This window comes from Methylacidiphilum sp. Yel (assembly GCF_004421185.1).
Classification (GTDB): Bacteria; Verrucomicrobiota; Verrucomicrobiia; order Methylacidiphilales; family Methylacidiphilaceae; genus Methylacidiphilum.
Genome location: NZ_LXQB01000078.1, coordinates 71,499 through 93,195, shown reverse-complemented (window position 1 = coordinate 93,195; position 21,697 = coordinate 71,499). Strand labels below are relative to the sequence as shown.

General features: G+C 40.9%; 16 protein-coding genes and 1 tRNA gene. 11 read left to right on the top strand and 6 right to left on the bottom strand.

Annotated elements, in window-relative coordinates; translation table 11 throughout:
• Window positions 1-11: 11 nt before the first annotated feature.
• The 4 genes from A7Q09_RS09915 (at window position 12) to A7Q09_RS09900 (ending at window position 7,265) form a co-directional block, all read left to right on the top strand.
• Complete coding sequence (locus A7Q09_RS09915; RefSeq protein ID WP_134391284.1) at window positions 12-3,050, top strand: tubulin-like doman-containing protein; 3,039 nt, start codon at window positions 12-14, stop codon at window positions 3,048-3,050.
• A 29-nt stretch (window positions 3,051-3,079) separates the two neighbouring features.
• Window positions 3,080-4,675 carry a phosphate ABC transporter substrate-binding/OmpA family protein gene (locus A7Q09_RS09910; RefSeq protein WP_134391283.1) on the top strand — a complete coding sequence of 532 codons (1,596 nt, stop codon included), beginning with the start codon at window positions 3,080-3,082 and terminating at the stop codon, window positions 4,673-4,675.
• A 158-nt stretch (window positions 4,676-4,833) separates the two neighbouring features.
• Window positions 4,834-6,339, top strand: a complete 1,506-nt coding sequence (locus A7Q09_RS11165) for a hypothetical protein (protein WP_166791982.1) — start codon at window positions 4,834-4,836, stop codon at window positions 6,337-6,339.
• Window positions 6,340-6,506: 167 nt separating this feature from the next.
• A complete protein-coding gene (locus A7Q09_RS09900; protein ID WP_134391281.1) occupies window positions 6,507-7,265 on the top strand; it encodes a hypothetical protein in 759 nt (252 codons plus the stop codon).
• Between the two features lie 7 nt (window positions 7,266-7,272).
• On the opposite strand, the gene A7Q09_RS09895 is transcribed toward A7Q09_RS09900, so the two are convergent.
• The 6 genes from A7Q09_RS09895 to A7Q09_RS09870 form a co-directional block, all read right to left on the bottom strand.
• Window positions 7,273-7,854, bottom strand: coding sequence for a protoglobin domain-containing protein (locus A7Q09_RS09895; protein ID WP_134391280.1), 582 nt, complete (start codon window positions 7,852-7,854; stop codon window positions 7,273-7,275).
• Window positions 7,855-7,958: 104 nt separating this feature from the next.
• Window positions 7,959-9,335, bottom strand: a complete 1,377-nt coding sequence (locus A7Q09_RS09890) for an NAD(P)(+) transhydrogenase (Re/Si-specific) subunit beta (RefSeq protein WP_134391279.1) — start codon at window positions 9,333-9,335, stop codon at window positions 7,959-7,961.
• A gap of 20 nt (window positions 9,336-9,355) precedes the next feature.
• Entirely contained in the window at window positions 9,356-9,643 is a 288-nt protein-coding gene (locus A7Q09_RS09885) for an NAD(P) transhydrogenase subunit alpha (RefSeq protein ID WP_134391278.1), read from the bottom strand.
• A gap of 27 nt (window positions 9,644-9,670) precedes the next feature.
• Window positions 9,671-10,816: a Re/Si-specific NAD(P)(+) transhydrogenase subunit alpha gene (locus A7Q09_RS09880; RefSeq protein WP_134391277.1), complete on the bottom strand. Its 1,146-nt coding sequence runs from the start codon at window positions 10,814-10,816 to the stop codon at window positions 9,671-9,673.
• Window positions 10,817-11,070: 254 nt separating this feature from the next.
• Window positions 11,071-11,607, bottom strand: a complete 537-nt coding sequence (locus A7Q09_RS09875; protein ID WP_134391276.1) for a hypothetical protein — start codon at window positions 11,605-11,607, stop codon at window positions 11,071-11,073.
• Between the two features lie 61 nt (window positions 11,608-11,668).
• On the bottom strand, window positions 11,669-14,233 hold the full coding sequence (locus tag A7Q09_RS09870) for a TonB-dependent siderophore receptor (RefSeq protein WP_134391275.1): 2,565 nt from the start codon (window positions 14,231-14,233) through the stop codon (window positions 11,669-11,671).
• Between the two features lie 294 nt (window positions 14,234-14,527).
• Between A7Q09_RS09870 and A7Q09_RS09865 the strand changes: the two genes are divergently transcribed.
• The 7 genes from A7Q09_RS09865 to A7Q09_RS09835 all read left to right on the top strand — a co-directional run bounded on the left by A7Q09_RS09865 (window position 14,528) and on the right by A7Q09_RS09835 (window position 21,656).
• Window positions 14,528-14,598: transfer RNA gene (locus A7Q09_RS09865), tRNA-Gly, on the top strand.
• 75 nt (window positions 14,599-14,673) lie between these two features.
• Window positions 14,674-16,230, top strand: coding sequence for a hypothetical protein (locus A7Q09_RS09860; protein WP_134391274.1), 1,557 nt, complete (start codon window positions 14,674-14,676; stop codon window positions 16,228-16,230).
• Window positions 16,231-16,247: 17 nt separating this feature from the next.
• A complete protein-coding gene (locus tag A7Q09_RS09855; RefSeq protein WP_208526745.1) occupies window positions 16,248-17,039 on the top strand; it encodes a hypothetical protein in 792 nt (263 codons plus the stop codon).
• Window positions 17,040-17,088: 49 nt separating this feature from the next.
• Window positions 17,089-17,874, top strand: coding sequence for an alpha/beta fold hydrolase (locus A7Q09_RS09850; protein ID WP_134391273.1), 786 nt, complete (start codon window positions 17,089-17,091; stop codon window positions 17,872-17,874).
• Window positions 17,875-18,029: 155 nt separating this feature from the next.
• Window positions 18,030-19,880 carry an ABC transporter ATP-binding protein gene (locus A7Q09_RS09845; RefSeq protein ID WP_134391272.1) on the top strand — a complete coding sequence of 617 codons (1,851 nt, stop codon included), beginning with the start codon at window positions 18,030-18,032 and terminating at the stop codon, window positions 19,878-19,880.
• A gap of 32 nt (window positions 19,881-19,912) precedes the next feature.
• On the top strand, window positions 19,913-20,755 hold the full coding sequence (locus tag A7Q09_RS09840; protein ID WP_134391271.1) for a YSC84-related protein: 843 nt from the start codon (window positions 19,913-19,915) through the stop codon (window positions 20,753-20,755).
• A 205-nt stretch (window positions 20,756-20,960) separates the two neighbouring features.
• A complete protein-coding gene (locus tag A7Q09_RS09835) occupies window positions 20,961-21,656 on the top strand; it encodes a hypothetical protein (protein WP_134391270.1) in 696 nt (231 codons plus the stop codon).
• Window positions 21,657-21,697 lie beyond the last annotated feature (41 nt).

Here is a 21,697-nt window from a genome sequence, read left to right as displayed (position 1 = left end):
CGCGCAACTGGATGAATGCAAATCATCTCATTATCGGCTTGGGTGGAACGGGAGGAAAAATTATACGAGCTTTCCGAAAGACCATCTTTCAAGAATTCAGGAAAATCGATCCTCCCAATGTCCGGCTCTCTTACCTTTATGTCGATTCCAGCGATGAGCTGATGCGTCTTGATGATCCTAGTTGGAAAGTTCTTGGACAGAGTGTTCAAATTCCACCAACCAGCCAACTTTTGATAAAATCTTCAAATTTGGCTTCAATCCTTGAGGACCTGCCGAGTTATCCTGGAATTCAGCCTTGGATTGGAGACAAAACCATTTGGAGAGACATCCTCAATAGTATTATTGGGGATGCCATCGGGGGGCAGAAAAGGAGGCTTGGAAGATTTCTTTTTGCCAGCCATGCTGACGAATTTTGTCACAGACTCACCCATCTTGTAAACGAAATTCAAAAAGGTGGTCAACAGGATGTTACTTTTCATGTTTGTTGTGGCTTGGCGGGTGGAACAGGCAGTGGGACCCTGATTGATTGTGTTAGTCAAATAAGGAAAAACTATCCCAATACTCTTCAATATCGAATTGTTCTTTATACGTTGTTGCCTGAAGAGCATCCGAAACCTAACTGGAATACTGGAAATTATCATGCCAACGGCTATGCCGCTTTGCTTGAACTTAATGCTTTGAGTGTCGGTAAGTTTTATCCCTGTGACATTGCCGGGGATGGAAGAAAATTAGAAGAACTCAAAACGCCTTTCAATGGGTGTTATGTTTTTACCAATTTTAACGAAAACGGACTAGCCGTGGATATTTCAGAAGATATCCCTAACATTCTGGCTGATTTTCTTTACCAAAAAATTGTGACAGTCAGAAACATTAACTGGGAATCGCTCGGACGGGCTGAGAATGCAGAAAATGGGGATGGAAATCCTGAAACGCTACCTGGTTCGAATGATCCTGTTCGTTCGAAAAGATTTTTAACTTTTGGTGTCAAAAGGCTGTCTGTCCCTGAATCGGAAATTTCTGAGTACATTGCCTTCCAATTTGCTCGGCAAGCGGCTTTGCAGCTTCGCTATAACAACTGGTCTGAGACTGATGGCTTTTTAGCCGATCCACGCAATCTGGATATGGTGAGCTATGTGAGTAGCCCCGAACAGCTCGAGCGATGGATGCTCAGCGACGAACACTTCATCCTGTCTTCTCCGATTCTTGAATCGGATGGGGTAGGATCAAAATGGCAGCCTGTGAGCCGGTATTGGATGAATGTGACGACGAATTTAAAAGAATATGTGCAGGGAAAGGAAACAGCGGACAAATGGTTGGATCGGTTGAAAAGCTTGTTGGATGCAAGGTTTCAAGAGCAATACAGAGGACAAGGAGTTAAAGCTTTTTATGAGACAGTCAATCAATCGACTAGAGAAAGAGCCAGGGAAATAAGACAAAAATTGGAGCGTGAGCTTTTTTCAGATTGGGTTAATGGAACAAAATCCGCTTACGAAATCAGCTCGCTTCTTGGAGCTTTAATTCCTCATTTAAAAGCTCGATTCGATCGTATCGAAGAAGAAATCACCAAATTGAAACCACAGGAAGAGGAATTGGCCAAAAGATTGGCGGAACAACAAAAAGAATGGGCCAAAGTGGGTGTAATTTCGGATATGTTTGGCAAGAGGAAAAGGCTTTTTGATGCGGCTTCTACTGTATTGCAAGATCTTTATACGGTGAGGACAAAAATAGAGGGTTGGCAATTTGCCAAGAAATTCCTGCCTGCGATTATTGAAGAAATCGTTTTATTGAAGGCCGATGTGGATAAGGCTGCATCGATGATTGCTGAATCCATTAAAGCATTTGAAGATCAAATAGCTGTTCGTTGTTCTGATCAGGGGGCAATGATCGATTTAAGAAAACAGGTGATCCGTTTTTACGACCCGCAGCTTGTTAAAAATGTTACAAAAAGATTGATTAAAGATCAAAAAGAAGCAACTACCCAAACACAAAGAGTCAGAACGGCTATTGCTGAAATGCTTGGAGAAAAACTCGATTTTAAGACTCTAAATGAAAGGATTTCTAAGACAGTGTTTCTCGATACCCTAGAAAGACAATGCATGGAAAATGCGAAGATTGCGCATAACAATTTAGTGCACACCGAAAGCGATCGGCTTATTGGAGTGAGTATTATAGAAAAATTAAAAGAGAGGTATGCAGATAGGCAGTCGCTTCGACTGTACTTAGACAACGTTGTTAAGGCCGCAGGCAATTATCTTCTCTTTAATTCGGATGAGAAAAGAAGAGTTGGACCAGGCATTAATCCTACAGCACAAATAGCTGTATCAAATTTTACAGTTATCCTTCCAAAAGCCCCAGAAATGGAAGATTACATCAAAGTTCTCAAGGAAGTCTTTTTTGAATGTATTCGCAATCCAAGCAAAGAGTTTATTGAAAACGATACTCGGCTCAATGAAATCATCCTTGTGAGCATTACAAACCTTTTCCCACTGCGCATTGTCCAGCATGTGTCTTTTTTGAAGTCCAAATATTTAGAAAGAATTAATGGATCTGATTCGAAAAGAGCCCGTATGGAGTTGCATATTGAAGGGGATGGCCAAACTCTTCCTTCACTTTTTGTTCCTACTCGAACAGAATTGGAAGAGAGGTTAGCTCCCCTTCTTCTTTTAGGAATGGTCCTGAAGGAAAAAGAGGAAGATGGTACTGAAAGAGAAATGCTTCAAAAAATTGAGACTGAAACTGGAGCGATGCAGTTAGGCTTTATGCAAAAAGATGAATATGGGTTTGATCAACCTGTCTATCTTGGAGGAGAGAATTTTTCTGAAACCCTTTCCAATATCAGAGAAGAAGCAGGGATACTTTTGGAGCAAAAGGTTGAGGCATTGCTTAAAAGTCCAGAGCTGAAGCTAGAGCCAAAAAGAAAGGAAGTCGAATCTGAGATTGTCAAAAAAGTCAACAGTCTGAGAGGAACGATAAAGCCAACTGATCCAAAATCAAGAAAATTGGCCGATTGGGGAAAACTGGCAATAAAAAAGGTTCGTGGAGAACTGTGATCTTCCTGTGATCCTATTTTTTCATTTCGATGACAAGAAAAGGGATTTGCGATAATTTTGGAAATTGCCCTTCCAAGGCTGACCAACATGTAGTCGTTGAGATTGAATCAGATAAAGAATTTGTTTGTCCTGATTGTGGCACTCGACTCATTCCTCTTGATGAATGGGATTCAAGAAAGAAAAAAAGATTGCTTTTGCCATTTCCCTTTATTTTATTGGCATTGGGGGGAGTAATCCTTGCCGGGATAGTTTTTTCTTTCTTCAAAAACTCTTCTGCTGTAAAGAACAAAGCTGGCCTTAGTTCTTCTTTGCAGCCAAAGCTTCTTTTTAGTATCACCACCTCAGATTGTTTAGCACGGAGTCTTGTTCGGCCATTGGTTTTGGGATTTTTACATGAGGACCTCAAGGGAAAGGAAATCGGTTGGAGAGAACAAAATCCTCAATCGACTGAGCTTTCTTTTGTCCTACCAGATAAAACGCAAGCCATTATTGATATTCTAACTCAAAAGACAACTCATGGATTTGTCCATTTGGTAGCGGCAAAAGATGAACTGTTAATTTCCTGTCGGAAAATTCTAGCTGAGGAATTGAAAAGATTTCCTTTTGATATGACTGCTCCAGACCATGAAATCGTTATTGGCCAGAGTGCCATAACCGTTATGGTTAATAATCAGAATCCTCTAAATTCCTTAAGCCTAGAACAATTAGAGAAGATCTTTTCAGGCAATATTACGCATTGGAAGGAATTGAATCTACCTTACCAAGGCAAAATTATTCTCTTTGTCCCTGATCAACGCTCCTCCTGTAGCAATCAAACTCTTTTCAGTTTTTTTCAGCACATGCCTATTGATAGGACTCATGTTAAAACAGTGGGGGTCGAAGAAGTAAAGAAAGCGGTTTCGGACAATCCAACAAGCTTAGGCATTGCAGATTATCCATCTGTTTCACAACATTCTGGAGCTAATGAAAATGTAAAGATCCTTTCTTTGTTTATGAAAGGAGCTAAGGCTTTCAAACCAAATCGCTTTACAATTGGCACCGAAGAGTATCCATTAGCCTTTAGATTGTACTTGTACCTCACTGATAAAAATAGTTCCTGGATACAAAAATTCATTCATTATGTTTTATCCACTCCAGGTCAACAGTGTGTTTCATCCATGGGCTTTATCGGCAGTGGCATAGAAGAAGCAAGCAGCGGATCGATTCCTACAAATGGAGCCGATGAGGGCAATCTCATTCCTCTGAATGCTTCGGAAAGATATAAAAGTTTGGTAACGGGAGCCAAAAGACTGCCTTTTGACATTCGGTTTCGTTTTGGCAGCAAGGAATTAGATAACAAAGGGATTGTCGATATCAAAAGGCTTGCACAATTTCTTTCGGAACCAGCAAATAAAGACAAGGGAGTGCTGTTGATTGGTTTTACAGACAACGTTGGGAACCACACTTATAATCTGGGGCTTTCCTTTGAAAGAGCACAGAGCGTTGCCAATGCTTTGAAGAAAGAGGGAATAACAGTGGTCAATGTTGCTGGAGCAGGAGAAGAAATGCCAGTTGCCTCCAATGATACGGAAGCAGGAAGGGAAAAAAACAGACGGGTGGAAGTTTGGCTTTGTGCTAAAAAGTAGTGAGTCTTAGTAAAAAAGTAAAGTAAAAAATGTGGTTTACTGGTAATATTTTTAATGACTTTTGTTAAATTTTCAAATAAACTAAAGACAAAATAATTTCCTTTATGAGATTTAATTTGAAAAAGGAAAAGATTTCGAAGGATTTAAGCAAAAATGGAATGATAGAAGACAGAGAGGGAGAAGACCTTTTTGCCGAAAAGATGATAGGTCCGAAGGCAAGAACTACAGGGATAAGAAAAGGCAAATGCATAAATTTTGGAGAGTGTGAGGAAGCGGGAAAAATCACTGAAGTCCCTGAGGGAGCAGAATTTGTCTGTAAGAGTTGTAAAAATCCTCTTGAAGAGCTAACACGATATGTAGCTAGAAGTTCTAGATCTTATTTCCCATTGATCGGTGGTATTGGGCTGGTTATTGTCGCCATTTTGGTTCTTCTTTTTGTTCTTCCTTTATTTAATGGAATGATAAATGGTCAAAAGGGGATTTTTAAAGTTTTGGAGTCCAAACCATCGTTACTTCAGGCAGAAGAAGCTATTAAAGCCCAAATCCCTAAGAGATTTACTTTTGTTGATATTAAAGAAAAGAGCGCAGTTAAAGATCAGAATGGACAATGGAATTTGAATTATGAGGTTACGGTTCAACCACAGCTTACGCTCTTTTGGGTACCCGTAGGGCCTGTGCTTCCCGGAAAAGAAAGATTGGAAGGTGTTCCTAAAGATCTTCAACCTTGGGCAAAATCTCATATTAAAGATCTTCTCTTTACCCTAGATCAAGAACCCGGTATGGTCTATTATCAGGATCAGAAACGAACTGCTTTTGAGGCTAATCAGCCTCTTACTCTTGATTGGAAGCTAAAAGCGATAAAACAAGCTGATGGTGGATGGAAATTTTTGAACGAAGATAACAAGTTTCCTTGGGTGGCGGTGCCAGAACAAACTATTCCAGGAACACAACAAACGGTCCTCTATTCAGCTTATGATCTGGCTACAGCTCTCAGGCAAGAAGACAGTCAATGGACAGATCTAGCCAATCGACTTAAAGAAATTGATAAGCAAGCAGCTCAAGTCTATACGGAGGCGAAATCCGAGGTTTCTAGTCCTGGCCGAAAACCAAAGTATTTGCAGCCTGGAACCGGTGGACCCACGACTGCTGCTGAAGGAGCAGGGATAGGGGCTGCTGGAGGAGCGCTTATCGGAGGACTTGCTGGCGGAGGAGCTGGAGCCGGATGGGGGGCTCTGGGAGGACTTATCCTTGGTGGATTAGGAGGAGGATTGTATTCGTATGAGAAAGAGAAAAAAGCTTGGCGTGCAAGAGTGGCAGCCCATAACGCAGCACTCCGAAGAGCTGCTGCAAAAGCAAGGGAAGAAAAAGAAAGATTATTAGAACAATATGCACAAGAATTAAGACAAATGGCAGAGAACAGGAGGTTAGCATTATCAGGGGCTAATCCAATGCTCAATCCCTCTTCGCCAGCCCCTCAGACTCCAGCTCCTTATATGCCTACCGCTTCTTCTCAATCTTTTCCGCCCCCTCCATTTCCATCCACTCCGCCAGCATCTTCTCCTTCCTATCCTCAAATTCCTGGATCTGTTCCTCCTGCAGAAGGGTATGGACCTCCTCCTGGAACCCCTCCTTTGCCTCCTTCCTCTCCTCCACCATTTCCTTGATGAAGACGTAGAGTATTCGATGTCCTTTTGGAAGCCTAAGGTAGTTGCTTTTTAACCAATTTGTTCTAGAGAAAAGAGACAACTCAGTTGGAAAAAAGAAAAAAATGTTTAAGCGCTGGTGAGTCTAAACTATTTATGATTCCATGGATTAATTTCAGAATGCGTACATGATCAACGATGGATTGAATTTGTTAAGAGAAGCCTTTTTTTTGTTTCTTTATCAAAAACCTCTTTCTTTTTGGTTAACCTTGCTGTTTTCTTTCTTCCTCGCTAGCTTCTGCTGGTGGCTCGCCAGTCACTATACACAATTGTGGAATCGGACATTCCAAGTCAAATTGATCCATCATTTCTTTTGTGGCATAGCTGCTTTAATGACTTTTATTTTTGTGAGCACATTTTTCTGTCTAGGATTTACAAAAACCGCTGGAAGGGATCAGATAAACAGATGGGGTTATGAATTGGTCAGAAATGGGGAATGGGAAAATCGTACCTTTGAGCAGGCAAGAAGAGCCGTCTGGGATTTAGGAATTGAACCATTCTATGAATGGACAAGCCCTCGGTTTATTCCGACTACAACCTATCAAAGCCGGTTAACTGTTGCGACAATTTATGTTATTAATGCCACAAAAAGCTTCCTTTCCATGCACCCCTTTTTAGGAAAGATGCTTGATTTAAATATCACCAAAGCTGAAACTATTGCTAAGAAAGATATGGATCGGTATTTTGCTCTTGGAGGAACAACCTATAATGATCGTAGAGCTATCGGATTAATTTCTTCCTATTTGATATGGTCGTTGGATCAACAAACTCCAAGACTTTCTTTTCTTTTTAGAGTCCTTCTGGTTATTCTTTTCCTTTTTACACAATCTATTCCCTTTATTCTTATTGGAATTGCTGCGTATAAGGATATTAAAATTCAAACATGAGATCCAATTAGCTCAGGTTCTTCGGGTCAATGTCTGCTACCTCTATGGCTACAAGTCTATCGAGAAGGGCAAACTCGGTACCAGTCGATTGAGCTAATGCAACGATATAATTATGAAGATAGCTTTCGGCAATAAGGGACTCTACTGTAATGGCTAGCCTATGCCAAGAATCCATAGCCTCGAATGTGTCTTGGGGAGAGTAATTCATGTAGAACTCTTTTTGCAGGGTAAGTAGAATCCATCCCCAAATGGAGAGCATCATGGGATTTTTGACCTTCCTTTTGATATGAATGATTCCAACTGCTGCCTGCCAAGACCAGTAGTTTATATCAAAAGGTCCAGTGATAGTTCTTTGCCACCAGCGCTGAAGATCGGGCTCTCGCAAAGGTCTTTCATCCGGCTTAAAAATGCTTTGAGTTGTTGGATAGCCAAACAATATATCGTAAAACCCTTTGACGATTATTTTAGAAAGTTTTTCATGAAAAGGTTTAAATTTTTGAAAAATGGCTTCATCCTGAGCATTGAATCTGAGAGGGGTGGGGATCATGTCGATGATTGTTTGGGTCAATTCTTTAATATTTGTTTTCATAGGAAGAAGAAAGATGTAAGAAGAATAGGAAAAGAGAGGGGAGATGATCAAGGAAAAAGATTAAGAAAAAACTAAAGATACCTAGTCAAAAAGAAAAGCCTGATTTAATTGGAATTAATGGAGATTAACAGTTCATTAAGTACCTTTTTCGCATCTCCAAAGAGCATGATCGTCTTTGGCGAATAAAAGAGGTCATTATCAATTCCTGCAAATCCTGTGGACATGCTGCGTTTGATGAAAAGAATCTGTTTGGCCTTATCGACATCCAATATGGGCATACCATATAAAGGGGAACCTGGGTTTTTCCTAGCGGCTGGGTTGGTAATATCATTGGCTCCTACGACCAAAACGATGTCTGTTTCAGGAAAAAGGGGATTAATCTCTTCCATTTCAACAAGTTTATCGTAGGGTACATCGGCTTCTGCCAGCAACACATTCATATGTCCTGGCATTCTGCCAGCCACAGGATGAATAGCAAATTTTACTTCGATATTTCTATTCTCTAGAACATCTGTTAGTTCTTTTACCACATGCTGAGCTTGAGCCGCAGCCATACCGTATCCAGGCACTACTACAACTTTCTTAGCTGCTTCAAATAAAATAGAAGCTTCTTTAGGGGATAGGCTTTTAACGATCTTACCATCTCTTGAGGGATCAGCTACTTCAAGGACCTGCCCGACTCCTCCAAAAAGAACGTTCGTAAAGGAACGGTTCATTGCTTTACACATCTGAATGGAAAGGATCAGTCCAGAACTTCCATCCAGTGCTCCTGCAATGATCAGTAGCTTATTGTTGAGCAAAAAGCCCATGAATGAAGAAGAAAGACCTGCATAAGCGTTAAGAATGGAGATAACCGTTGGCATGTCTGCTCCGCCAATCGGCAAGACTAAAAGAATGCCAAAGAGCAAAGAAAGACACACGATAGAACTGAAAAGAAAAGGATGACTGCCTCCTTTAATGACTAAATAGGCGATTAAAAATAAGCTGAAAGCAAAAACCGAAAGACTTACTAAATTTCTTCCTGGATAAAGAATAGGTCTAGTTGGAATGATTTCTTGAAGTTTGCCGAAAGCCAGTAGACTACCGGTAAAAGTTAAAAACCCTAAAAGTACTTCGATGCATAAAACAATCAGTTGAGGCATGGAAAGATTGGAGCCGTGCAGAAAATATTCAGCACTCCCTACGATGCCTGCGGCTAAAGCACCGAAGGCGTGAGATAGAGCGGTTCGTTGCGGCACGGCTGTCATTGGCATCAGCATAGCCATTGGCGTACCTATAGAAGCCCCAATGACTATACCAATAGCGATCCAGAGATAACCGTGAATTTCTGGTTTGAGAAGTGTGGCTAAAATAGCCAGAGCCATACCTGCTGTTCCCGCCCAATTACCCCATCTGGACGTTTTGATTTCACTCATCCATTTTAAGGAAAGAATGAAAAGAGAAGCTGAAGCGATATAGACAAATTGAATGATGTTCTCCATAGAGCTGTACTTCCCAGAAATTATTTACTTTTCCTGAACATTTTCAATATCCTATCGGTAATTAAAAAGCCGCCGACTGCGTTAATGGAGGAGGCGATGATGGCAATGGTACCAAGGACAATGACCCATGTTTTATCTCCTTCTCCTGTAAGAGCTAAGGAACCGACCAGGGAGATCGAAGAGATAGCATTTGTCAAGGACATTAGAGGGGTATGTAACAAGCGTGAAACGTTCCGAATTAATTCTAGTCCTAAAAAGGATGCTAAGACAAAGATGTATAGATTAGTAATCCAATCATTTAGTGTCATGGTGAACCTCCTAGAAAATGGAAAGTTTTAAGACAGTTGTTGGTTTAAAGCATTAAGAACTTTTTCATTGACAATTTTCCCCTCACGAATAACCAACGTCTTTTGGATGATTTCATCTTCCCATTGAATAGATAATTTATTTTCTTTAAAGAAAAGGGAAAGAAAGGATTGGATATTTTTCGAATAAAATAAACTGGCTTGTGGGGCCATAGTCGAAGCTATGTTTAGTGGCCCATGGATAATCACATGATTTTGGACGACAGTTTTTCCTGGCACTGTCAATTCACAGTTCCCCCCCTGTTCTGCAGCCAAATCCACAATGACTGAACCAGGTTTCATCATTTCTACGGCTTCCTTTGCAATAAGCTTTGGGGCTTTAACACCTGGAACAAGGGCGGTGGTGATGACGATGTCGGCTTTTTTACATTGTTCGATAATGAGTTGGCGTTGTTTTGAATAAAATTCTTCAGATTGGGCTTTGGCATAACCGGATCGGTCTTCAACGTCCTGGGCGGTAATTGGTAAATTGACAAATTTAGCACCCAGACTTTCAACCTGTTCTTTGGCTATGGGTCTAATATCATAGGCTTCAACGAGTGCTCCTAAACGTCTGGCCGTAGCGATAGCTTGCAAACCAGCAACCCCGGCACCAATGACGAATACTTTGCAAGGGGGAATGGTGCCTGCGGGTGTGGTAAGCATGGGTAAAAATTTAGGAAGGGTGTTGGCTGCCATGATTAAAGCCTTGTATCCAGAAACAGTACTTTGAGAACTCAGAGGATCCATAGACTGAGCCCTACTAATTCTTGGGATAAGATCTAGGGAAAAAACGGTGAGCTTTTGGGCGGCAAGTTCTTTGACTAAGTCTAGATTTAATAGTGGATAGAGGAGGGAAATGAGTATAGAGTTTTCAACAAAATGGGCTATGTCTTCCTTTCTTGGAGGATGAATAAGACAAACAATGTGAGCGTTTTTCAGGACTTCGTGAGCCGTAGGTAAAATTTTTGCTCCTTTATCCTCGTACATCTCATCGAAGTAACCTGCATGGATACCGGCCCCAGATTCGACACAAACTTGCAGTCCGTATTTCACAAGGGAAGGTAATACCTCTGGGACCATGGCAACTCGATTTTCGCCCGGAACCTTTTCTTTGAGAACACCAAGAGTAGCCATACTTTTTATTCCCTACCTAAAAGAAAGAATAGGAAACTATTCTTTTGTCGACAAGAAATCAAGAAGCTTTTACTTAATTTTCTCTCCATGCTATGACGCCACTTTTCTTTTTTGCTTTCTGTTAACTACTAGAAGATGCAATTTATAGTATCTTAAGAATACATCTTGTTTCAAAATAAAAGAAAAAACTATTTGGTATAAACCAGAGAGGGTAGTTTTTTTAGGCCAATAAAAGGGATAAAAAAAAACTATTATTAGGGTAGCTTTGGTTTTTCTTTGTTAGAAAGAAAATGGAGTTGCTCAAGGGCATGGTGTAAGTCCCATTCTGTATTTTTTCCATAATTATGTCGGCAAAAATACATACATCGTAGGATGACCACCTGTCTCATGAGATCTCGTATGGTGATAAGTTTGCTGCGCCATCTCTCTAAACTTTGTTTTGAGAGGGGATTGTTTAAATCAATAGAATGATTTTCCTTTATCTGAAATTGCCCGAACCCATAGACTTCTTCTGTATCTAATGTTGAAGGAGGATGAAAGAGGGGCTTATAATGTTGTCCATCGTCAACAAGATGGGCAATCCAGGATACGGAAACGATAGGAGGTCTTTTTTTTTCGATAAATTCAATGTTTAAAATAGTCAATTTTTCGCCAGCTTCTGGATAAAGATCCCTAGTAAGGATTGCTGCAATTTTTTGCTTGATCTCATCTTGGTTTGAAAGGCTAAAAAGACTATTAACTTGTAGAATTAAAAATAACGCATAAATCCACAATTGTTTTATTCTATACATAGTATAATATATTCAGGAATCAGTTAAAATCTATTCCAGATTACGAGTTCTTCTCAGAAAATCAAAATTTAAAGACAACAGTGCTTTGGATCCAAAAAGGCATTCCAGCTACGATGTCTTCATAATTGAAAGTACGGGTGCCATTTGCCCCCATGCCAAAGGCCAGCCAATAGGGTTCATTGGTAAAGTTATAAAAATAGAGTCTTGCTTCCCACCTAGGCCCTGCATAGAACAAGGTGGCATTCAGAATAAATTGGGTGGGGATATGCGTCGTGTAGTTGTATCCAAGGAACTGTTCGCTCATTAGCAAAGCTCCCATGGTTATTCCTACTCCACTATCATGCCTATAGGTAATAAGCCCACTGAAAATTTGATCTGGAAAACCCAGAAAGTTATAGATTCCCATCGGATACATTTGATTGTTATTGAGTGGCAATTGTTGTTTCAAGGCAAGAGCTGTCGAATAGGTTTGGTACATCGGTGGGCCGTGGCCGATGGTGATCCAGTCTTCTGTGCCATGCATATAGGCATAGCCTAATTTAGCCCAAACATGACGATTGGGTTGGTAGTTTAGACTTGTTTCAAAGCCATTGACTGTTGAGGGGGTTGCTGGCCCTGTGCGGTTATTAAGATAGGTGTACTGAGAAAAAGCATCAAGGGTAGCAAAAAAAGAGTGGTGCAGAAGATCGATCTTAAATCCTCCTTCGTAAAGCTCATTTGTTAAATGGAATTGTGAGGGCCCGAAAAAAGGAGAAAACCCACCCATATCCGCTGCATTTACCACATAACCCCAGTTGAAGTCAAAATAGGCACTAAGCCAGGGAAAAATTTTGTAGACTATTCCGATATCGACAAGGGGAGTCAGTTGGATGGTAGAAAGTTGGCGGAAGAGAATGGGTGGAGTTCCTGGTGGAGTTTGAGCAGAAACAAAATAACTGCTAGCCCGTGCTCCGAAAATGACTGAAAATCTATCAGAAATATTTATATCATCTAAGAAAAAAGGGGAGACTGCACCATAATGGCAATCGGTGCTCCCGGCTGCTAAATTGGCTGGTTCAAAATAATATCCTTGAGGAGCACCAGGGATAGGCCACTCCCCTCCAAAAGGAGCTTTAGGATTTCCAATTCTTGCTTGAAAATATTTGGAGAGTTCTGCATTCCAAAGCAGGGGATTCTGGTTTATAAGGCTATAGCTATTAAGGACAATGAAGGAATCGGAATTATAATCTAGATTTTTTTGGTAATGCAATTCGACTCCTGTGTCGATTCTATGAGAGAAAAGAAGACTACCAAGAGCAGGGTAGCGATAAGTGGTGGGGAAATTGTTAGTAGCTGATGGGGGTGTTTCAAAATTCAGTATGCATTCGGTTCTGTTGTCAATTTCATAGTCCCCTCGGCATGATTCATCGTAAAAGAGAGGATGCAGGATCCATTGGTCGTTGTGGTACCAAAAAAAGGTGTTGTTGAGGAGTTGAAAATTTTCGTTGAGAGTGAATTTCTGAATGACTTGGGTCAACCCAGTCATCCCATAGCCCCCATCGGTTGGATTGAGCAGGACATTTCTTCGACTGATCCCTAGAGGAGCTCCAAGGTAGGAGGAAGCGGGCGGATTATTAACAACTCCAGTGTTTGTAAGGGTTGGAGAAAGAGCTCCAGGTAAATAAAGACCGTTATCGATCAATGCTTGAGTTGGTCTATTGATCATACCCCACATTGGTGTGAAGTCATATGAGCCGAAGTCCGAGTAGAGATCAATCGAATAAAACTCCGAAGGATGATAGCCAAGGGCAAAATAAAAGTTTTGCTGATCATTCCTTTGATACTGATAATAGCTTCCGTTTTCTTGTCCCATGTAACTGAATCGGTAGGCCAATTTTTTTTCTTTGTCTATTGGCCCCCCTATATCAGCTCCCCACATGTATTCTTCATACATCCCAATCGTATCCCAAACATAACCACGGAAAGTGTCGAAATAGGGCTGTTTTGTAATATAATTGATATATCCACCAGAGACTTGAGTGGCTCCAAATACAGCATTAGATGGCCCTTCGACAATATCCATCGATTCGACCATATTATAGTTCCAAGGAATGTTTTGTTCAGAATTGTTATTCAAGGTTTCCTCGATGCCGTTAATCAGGGTCAGTCCATTACGACCCCGTATCGTGGGAGCGCTGGCTATACCATAGTTAATCTGAGTTAAAGCCGCAGGCACAAGATAAGCAGTGGAAAGAGGGTCCAGGTAGCCGAATTGACCAATGCCTGCCGATTGAGCCAATCCATGAGAAATAGGAGTGACACTGCGAGGAATATCGATAACATCTAGGGGGATAGCATAGACAGAGGTATTCGATTTTGCATTAGGCAACATACTTTCGGTGGCTCCAATGCCAACGACGGTTAGTTCTGGGAGGACATAGGAACTGGAACTGGCATTATCCACGCGAAGCTTGGTCGGAGGCTGTGTTTTTTTTGCCTCTTTTGGAATTAACTTTTCTTTTTCTCTCTTAGTGGTCAAGTAAGGTGGCTGAGAAGCAGTCTCATCCTCTGCAAGGCTATTGGCTGAGAAAAAAAAGCTCCCCAAAAAGACCAGAAACATAAGCCATATAGAAGATGGTGATTGCATTGGGCTGTTGCTCCTATTTTCTTTGGTTGGAAAGATGTTCATAAAATTTTAGAAAAAGTTGGGAATGTAAACTATAAATTACATTTGTTTTGTAAAAAATAAGCAAGGCCTATGCCAACTTCTTTGAGGTGTCGAGTCCACAGGAGTGTTTGACGAGCCACAGATAGTGGGCTTTTTATTGAATGCGTTGCTAAATAAGATCCTCTTAAAATAGAAAGAAATAACCCCTTAAACAGTTTTGACAGAAGTCCAAGCTTTTGGCAAACTTATTAGGAGGTTGCTAATGCTAGGATAGCGGGTGTAGTTCAATGGTAGAACACGGGCTTCCCAAGCCTGAAGCGAGGGTTCGATTCCCTTCACCCGCTCTTAATTTTTCTTTTTTATCGTTATTGTCATGAGGGCATGAGAGTTTTATCTTTATTCATATCCTTCCCGTGGTTATGAATGGATTAAAAAAGAAAAGACTCTATTTTATCCTGCTATTTTTTTTATCGATTTTTTTATTCCCAGTCTCTACATCTATTGCTTCGACCGGAGATCAAGACTATAAGCAAGTTCCTCAAGACTTGTTTCTAGACATTTATGTTACGATTCAAGAAGGAGATAGGAGTTTTGAACAACAAGATTTTAGAGAGGCTCTTGAGAAATATAAACAGGCTGAAAGCAAGCTCCTTGACTTAAGAAAAACCAATCCCAAATGGGAGCCGAGGTTAGTGGATTATCGATTAAAGTATGTCCAGGAAAAGGCCTCAGAGGTGCAGAACAGACTAGCTGGCTTGCCTGTTTCTACAAGTCCTTCCCCTGCACTTGAAGAATCCCCTGAAAGCAAAGCTTTGGAAAACAGGCTAGCTGAAATAGAAGCAAAACTAGCAAAGCTAGAACAGTCGAAATCCCTTCCTGCCTCTGAATCGGAGCAGAATAGAGAGGCTCAAGAATTGCAAAATCTTTTCCAAAATTTGCAGAAAGAACTCGTTCAAGTTAAAATGGCTAGAAAAAAGCAGATGGAAGCTCAAGAGGAAAAGATCAATGTTCTTTCTTCGCAGGTAGCTTCTCTACAGAAAGAGCTAGCAGTTGCTAAATCTCAAAATCGGAATGAGACCGAAGTTCTAAACCTGCAAAAAAAGCTGAGTGTTCTGGAAGAAGAACTTAAAAAAGCAAATGCCCTCAAACCCACTCCCAGGCAGGTTGAAAGTGAGGTTGCAAAAATGAGGGAGCTATCCGAAAAGGTGAAATCCTTGGAAGCTGCTCTCCAACGAACAAAAGAAGAACAACTGCGAATTACTCAAAACAATATCGAACAAAGTGCCAAAGCTAATCAGATTGTTCTTTTGGAGCAAAGGGTTCAAAAACTGGAAGGAGAATTGGCTCAGGCCAGACAGGAACAATATCGGTTGACGCAACTGAATCCCGCTCTCATCGATTACCAACAGCTGAATAATTTAAAAGAACACATGCAAAAAATCGAAGAACAGATGGCTGAACTTTCTAAGAAAGGAGAACTCAAAAGGCTCCAGACCAGAACTACAGAAAATGCTACAGAAATGGAAGCATTGAAAAGTCGGGTCAATAAACTTGAAGCAGAACTTGCTCAAAGCCGTAAGCGGGAAGAACAATTATTAAGCTCAGTTTCCAATCAAAATGTAACACTTCAAAAAAGAGTTAAAGAATTAGAGCAGGAGCTAGCCAAAGAAAAAGGCAAAATGCTGACCCAAAGTAGTCCATCTCTTGGACTAGACCATCAAAGCCGGGCTGTCTCAACTGTTCCACCCGCTAGCCAATCTGTTGAACAACCTCAAGCTTTTTCTTCCAGCCCTCAAGAAAAGCAATTGGCGAAAAATCAAAAAGAGTCCTATGGGCAACAAAAAAACGAGCTTCCAAGCGCTTCTTCTCAAAAACATGTCCAAAAGAAAAGATCTCGCCATAGCCGCAGTGCCGAAGAGGAGCTTGTGCATTCGTGGAGAAAAGTCAAAAGAGAGTTTTTTTCTCTTTTTAGATAAAATATAGATACAAAATAATGGCTCTCTGGGTTCGTTGCTGTTTGTTGGGGTGCTATACTACGGTTCTTTTATTTAGTCAATTGATCTGCTTGGATGCAAAAGAAAAGGTAGCGGTAAGAACTTGCTGCCAAGTGCCGCTTCCCTTAGGATCTTGGCATAAAGATATTCCAACTACGACATTTTGGATAGGAACGGACATTACCAAGTGGAGCCCCAAGGGAATTTTTAGAAGTTCATGGGATGAGCATTGGATTAGGAACTATGGCGGAGAAGATAGTCCGGAAGCTAGAGCTGGATTGCTACCTGGGACACATGCGGCAACACTCAATCCCTTCTACGTAGCTCTCCCTTTTAACGATATTGCTTATCCTGTTACCGCAAGGAAATGGATGCCCTGGTTCGATCCTTCGGTACCTAAGGGAGTATCTCAATGCAAAGGCCATTGGGTAGAAATTAAAAATAAGTGGGGGAAAGAAGCCTATGCCCAGTGGATGGATGTAGGCCCCTATGTGGCAGATGATTACTGTTATGTCTTTGGTGCATGCAGGCCAAAATCAAAATCGGGTTTAGATGTTTCTCCCGCAGTTAAGGAATACCTTAACTTGAATGGGTACGATAAAGTCAGCTGGCGCTTCGTCGATGAAAAAGAAGTACCTCAAGGACCATGGTTAAAGTATTTTGAGGAAGCAATTCTCTATTCGGTCATAAAAAAAAGAGAAATGGAGCGGAGAGCTAATGGAAGTGAGCAAAAGAAAGAAAAGGTAAAGAGCAGAGCAACCACAAAAAACAATCCCAAAAGGGAAAAGTAGTCCTTTAAAAGAATGAATTGGCCTTTTTATTACCAAGGCCTGGCAGAAGATGAAGCTATTTTATAGACAAGTAGGATCGGGTGGCCCCAACGTATTTTTACTCCACGGCTTATATGGGAACAGTTTCAATTGGGCTTCCATCGCTCAGTCATTAAGCAACTTTTATCAAGTCTTTTCTTTTGACTTAAGGAACCATGGTCATTCCCCAAGTTCTTCTTTCATGGATTATTTCCTCATGGCAGAGGACATTCGTCAAACGGCTGAACCAATGGAGCTTTTTCCTGCTCATTTAATTGGTCATTCGTTGGGAGGAAAGCTGGCTATGGTTTTTGCTTTATCTTTTCCACAATGGGTCAGCAGTCTTGTTGTAGTGGATATAGCACCAGTAGATTATGGGAAAGAAGCCGTGCAGGAGCACTTTAAAATACTGGAAGCCATGAGAAGTTTACCACTCTCAGATTTAAAAACAAGAAAAGAAGCTGAAGTGCTCCTGCTAAAAACGATCAACAATAAAACCCTGGTACAATTCCTTTTGACAAATCTTGTATATCAATCGGAACGGTACGTCTGGAGAATAAACCTAGAGGGGATTAGAGCATCGATTGAAAAACTCACTGCATTCCCTTTTCTCCATGCTTGTTTTCCTGGCAGGACTCTTTTCATTGCTGGAGAAAGATCAAATTATCTTGAAGCATCTTCCATCCAGCCCCTCTTTTTCTTTTTTCCCAAGGCTACTTTTGTAAAAATAAGGGATGCGGGCCATTGGGTACATTTTGAAAAGCCAAAAGAATTTCTAGAAGTCTTGATTCCTTTTCTTAGAGAAAATAGGGAATAGGATTTAAAAATTTTGTCTGTTGTATCATCGCACTTTGTGGTTGTATAAAAGTTCTCTATTGTTTATAGCTTATAGTCGCATTGTATGCAGAAAAGGAATGGAGAAGGTTTTTTTGAATTCCTGCCGTTGTTGGATTAAAAAACATCAAAAGCCTCATGGAAGAACTTAAAAAAATTATCATTTTCTCCATGCCTTTTTTAAAAAGGCGGATGCCCTTGATCTTTGCAGGTTTGATTTCCGGCTTTCTTTTTGGGGCTTTTAACGGAGCCTATCTTTTTATTCTAAAAGCAGCCATTGATAATTTTTCGGCTCCAACTAGCCATCAACAAGCCATTAGTTCAACAGAGAAGACTTCCAAAAAGCATTTTTATCAAAAGGTAATGGACCAGTTAGGCAGATGGCTTCCGAAAGCTAACGAGCCACTTGACTGGAAAAGAATCTGTGGTGGCATTCTGATCTTACCATTGATAGCCATCTTTAGGGGATTGTTAAGACTGCTTAATTCTTATTTCATGACTCTGGCAGCAGCCAAAATCGTTGCTGATTTGCAATCAGCCATCCTATCCAAGTTGCATTCTCTATCGATGGATTTTTTTCATAAATCGACTACAGGGGATCTAGCGATTCGAATACTCAATGATACGAAAGCCTTTTATGACTCAGTCAGTGTTCTTTTTACCGATATTGCTAAAGATCCCATAACCATCATAGCTATCCTTTTTTCCTGTGCGCTGATCGATTGGCGGCTAACCATAGTTGCCATACTTTTGGTGCCAGGCTGTATTGTTCCTGCCATTACCTTAGCCAAAAAGGCTAGAGAAGCCTCCATGGGAATTATCTCTTATTCGGTTGCCCAGAGTAATCTATTGTTCGAATCCTTATCGGGGATTCAGGTAATTAAGGCTTTTTGTTTAGAAAAGAAAAATGTCGAAACTTTTAGACACCAGGCAAATGAATTAGCCAAACATGCAGCCAAGATGTCCATTGCAGGCACCATGGTGAGTCCAATGATCGATGTGGTGGCTAGCTTTGCATTGTCTCTACTGATTTTATGTGTGATTTGGCAAAACATTAGCATAGCAAATATGGCTGCCATTGCTAATGGAGCCATCCTGTTTTTTGCTCCGATAAAGAGGCTAGCTGATGCAAATGTGAAGATCCAAGAAGGAGCATACAGTGCAAAAAGGCTAACGGATCTTTTGGATACTCCTTCCACTGTCCAGGAAAAACCTAATGCCAAAGCCATTAAAACATTTAAAAAGCAGATAGAATTTCAGAATGTGACCTTCAATTATGGACATGAAACCGTTATAAAAAATCTTTCCTTTATCATTCCCAAAGGGAAAAAAATGGGAATTGCTGGCAGAAGCGGTGCGGGAAAAACGACATTGACTAGTCTTCTTTTCAGGTTTTATGATCCGGTTTCGGGTTCCATTTTGATAGATGGAGAAGATTTAAGGGATCTTAAAATTGAAGATCTTAGAAATATGTTCTCGTTGGTGAGTCAAGATGTTGTCATTTTCAATCGATCGATTGCTGAAAATATCGCTATTGGGAAAGCGGGAGCTAGCCGAGAGGAGATTGAGCAGGCTGCCAAGCAAGCTGGAGCGCATGAATTTATAGAAAAGCTGCCCCAGGGTTATGACACGATTATAGGAGAAAGAGGGGTGAAACTTTCTGGAGGGCAACGGCAGAGGCTTTCCATAGCGAGAGCCTTTATTCGAAATAGTCCAATTCTCATTCTGGACGAAGCAACCTCCAGTCTTGATTCCCATAGTGAATCGGTTGTACAGCAGGCGATCTATCAGTTAGAAATAGGCCGGACAGTCCTCATTATTGCCCATAGACTGTCGACGTTAGCAGATTGTGATGAGATTCTTGTGCTCGACAAAGGTGAGATTGTGCAGAGAGGGAATTTCGGGGAGTTGCTAGCTCAGGAAGGTCTTTTTAGATCAATGGCTCTCCATCAAGGAATTGCCACTACATTGGAAGGAGTCGCTTCGTAGAAGTTTTGCAAGCATTTAGGCGGCGATAGCCGATGATGATGACCCATTTTTTTAAGTATTGCCAGATTTCTTTGACTCCTCTTCAACATTTTTCCTTTGAAGACCTAACAGCAAAATTTCTTTGCTTGGAAAAGTGGCGACCCTCTGGTGCGAATGCTGCTGAGGGAGTCCCCTTTCGAACTTCCTATCGGAGTAAATATAAAAATGAATTGGTCTTTATCTTCTGTTTTTTATGCCTTTTGCAGCCCTCTTTTGCTTGGGATTTGCAAAAAACGGTTAATCAGGCAGCTTCCATCATTCGGCGGTTTAAAAGCATGCCTGAAAAATCAATTCCTCGATCTGTTTTTCAAGATGCTAAGGGCTTTGCAATTTTAACAGTCATTAAAGCAGGTTTTATTTTTAGTGGGAGGGGAGGCACGGGCTTAGTAGTGGCAAAGACTCCAAAGGGTTGGTCTGGTCCCTCAGCGATTACTGTGGGAGGGATCGGCTTTGGTTTCCAGATAGGAGTCAATGCTACGGAATTTATTCTGGTCCTGAATACTCCAGAAGCTGTCGAAGCTTTTGCAAAAGGGGGAAATTTTAATGTGGGAGGTAGTATCAGTGCAACGGCGGGTCCCGTCGGAAGAACGGCTGAAGCTGGAGTGATGCCAATGGCTGCTATCTATACTTACAGCCAGAGTCAAGGAATATTTGGAGGCATATCCATAGAAGGAACAGCAATTGTGGAGGCTCCCGATACCAATAGAGAATATTACCACCGGGATGTCAGTCCTTCGGAAATTCTTTCCGGAGCCATTAAGCCACCTCCCGGAGCCAAAATCCTTATTGATGCTTTACAGGCTCCCTATGAACCAGAAGAAGAACCAGAAAAATAACCATAAAAGGAGGACCATCAGGAATAGTCGTACAGGGAGTAATTCTTTTCCCTAGAGATAAAATCTGACTTTTAATTATGGCTTTTTCTTTGCTAAAGAAATTTTGCAATTGTTTTTTCTTTCTATTTTAGGTTTATTAGAAGTGGGTAGTTAACAATTTTCAATCAGTATTTTCATATCAATTGAAGTTTGAAAGGAGAAATAAATGATTTTTACATTGCCTTTAGCACTCAAAAGGTTGTGCAAACAAAAGGAATCTACTGCTTGCAATGAGCTTTGCTTAATAAAGAAAAAAAGAAGAGGTTTAGGAAGTTGGGTAGCGAAAAATGTGAAGAAAAATATTGCTTTTATTTTTGCATTTCTTAGCTTTCCCCTTTTTTGCTTTGGTCATGGAGGCAGCGATAATGGAGGAATGGAGTGTGGGATTCTTTCTCAGGGTGGATATGCGATTCATCTAGATGTCTATGTTTACGGGAGGATGGGGCAATTTAAGACTTATTGTCAAAATATTCCTAATACTGGAAAAATGACCATGGTATTTGATTTGATTACTCCTGATTTGAGAACCATTCCTTTAGAGGTTAAAGTTGTGGATGAATCGACGGGTAAACCGATACTGGAAGTCCCTCCAAAGCTCTATTCTTCTGGGGTTGCCTCCATTGATGTTACTTTTGAGAAAACGGGGAAATATATGACACATATTACCCTGGTAAAAGGTGATGGCTCCAATCCCATGGTCTTTAAGTTTCCGATTAATGTGGGGCTTACTAGCTTTTTGACCAGTCCCATAGTTATGGGGAGTATTGTCCTTGGGAGTGTTGTCGTGGGAGCTCTTATTTTCTTTTTCGTCTCTAAAAGAAAGAAAGTAGCTGCTTCTTCTATTGCTTCAAGTAAAGCTTGAAGAAAGAGGATTTTAATGATAATATATGTTATATCATGAGT

What these genes read in the sequence shown, in the direction of transcription:
- A7Q09_RS09880 (WP_134391277.1), bottom strand. Translation starts at nt 10,816, where the DNA reads ATGGCTACTCTTGGTGTTCTCAAAGAAAAGGTTCCGGGCGAAAATCGA.
- A7Q09_RS11165 (WP_166791982.1), top strand. Translation starts at nt 4,834, where the DNA reads ATGATAGAAGACAGAGAGGGAGAAGACCTTTTTGCCGAAAAGATGATA.
- A7Q09_RS09900 (WP_134391281.1), top strand. Translation starts at nt 6,507, where the DNA reads ATGATCAACGATGGATTGAATTTGTTAAGAGAAGCCTTTTTTTTGTTT.
- A7Q09_RS09895 (WP_134391280.1), bottom strand. Translation starts at nt 7,854, where the DNA reads ATGAAAACAAATATTAAAGAATTGACCCAAACAATCATCGACATGATC.
- A7Q09_RS09835 (WP_134391270.1), top strand. Translation starts at nt 20,961, where the DNA reads ATGATTTTTACATTGCCTTTAGCACTCAAAAGGTTGTGCAAACAAAAG.
- A7Q09_RS09885 (WP_134391278.1), bottom strand. Translation starts at nt 9,643, where the DNA reads ATGACACTAAATGATTGGATTACTAATCTATACATCTTTGTCTTAGCA.
- A7Q09_RS09840 (WP_134391271.1), top strand. Translation starts at nt 19,913, where the DNA reads ATGATGATGACCCATTTTTTTAAGTATTGCCAGATTTCTTTGACTCCT.
- A7Q09_RS09870 (WP_134391275.1), bottom strand. Translation starts at nt 14,233, where the DNA reads ATGCAATCACCATCTTCTATATGGCTTATGTTTCTGGTCTTTTTGGGG.
- A7Q09_RS09855 (WP_208526745.1), top strand. Translation starts at nt 16,248, where the DNA reads ATGGCTCTCTGGGTTCGTTGCTGTTTGTTGGGGTGCTATACTACGGTT.
- A7Q09_RS09860 (WP_134391274.1), top strand. Translation starts at nt 14,674, where the DNA reads ATGAATGGATTAAAAAAGAAAAGACTCTATTTTATCCTGCTATTTTTT.
- A7Q09_RS09915 (WP_134391284.1), top strand. Translation starts at nt 12, where the DNA reads ATGAATGCAAATCATCTCATTATCGGCTTGGGTGGAACGGGAGGAAAA.
- A7Q09_RS09845 (WP_134391272.1), top strand. Translation starts at nt 18,030, where the DNA reads ATGGAAGAACTTAAAAAAATTATCATTTTCTCCATGCCTTTTTTAAAA.
- A7Q09_RS09850 (WP_134391273.1), top strand. Translation starts at nt 17,089, where the DNA reads ATGAAGCTATTTTATAGACAAGTAGGATCGGGTGGCCCCAACGTATTT.
- A7Q09_RS09910 (WP_134391283.1), top strand. Translation starts at nt 3,080, where the DNA reads ATGACAAGAAAAGGGATTTGCGATAATTTTGGAAATTGCCCTTCCAAG.
- A7Q09_RS09875 (WP_134391276.1), bottom strand. Translation starts at nt 11,607, where the DNA reads ATGTATAGAATAAAACAATTGTGGATTTATGCGTTATTTTTAATTCTA.
- A7Q09_RS09890 (WP_134391279.1), bottom strand. Translation starts at nt 9,335, where the DNA reads ATGGAGAACATCATTCAATTTGTCTATATCGCTTCAGCTTCTCTTTTC.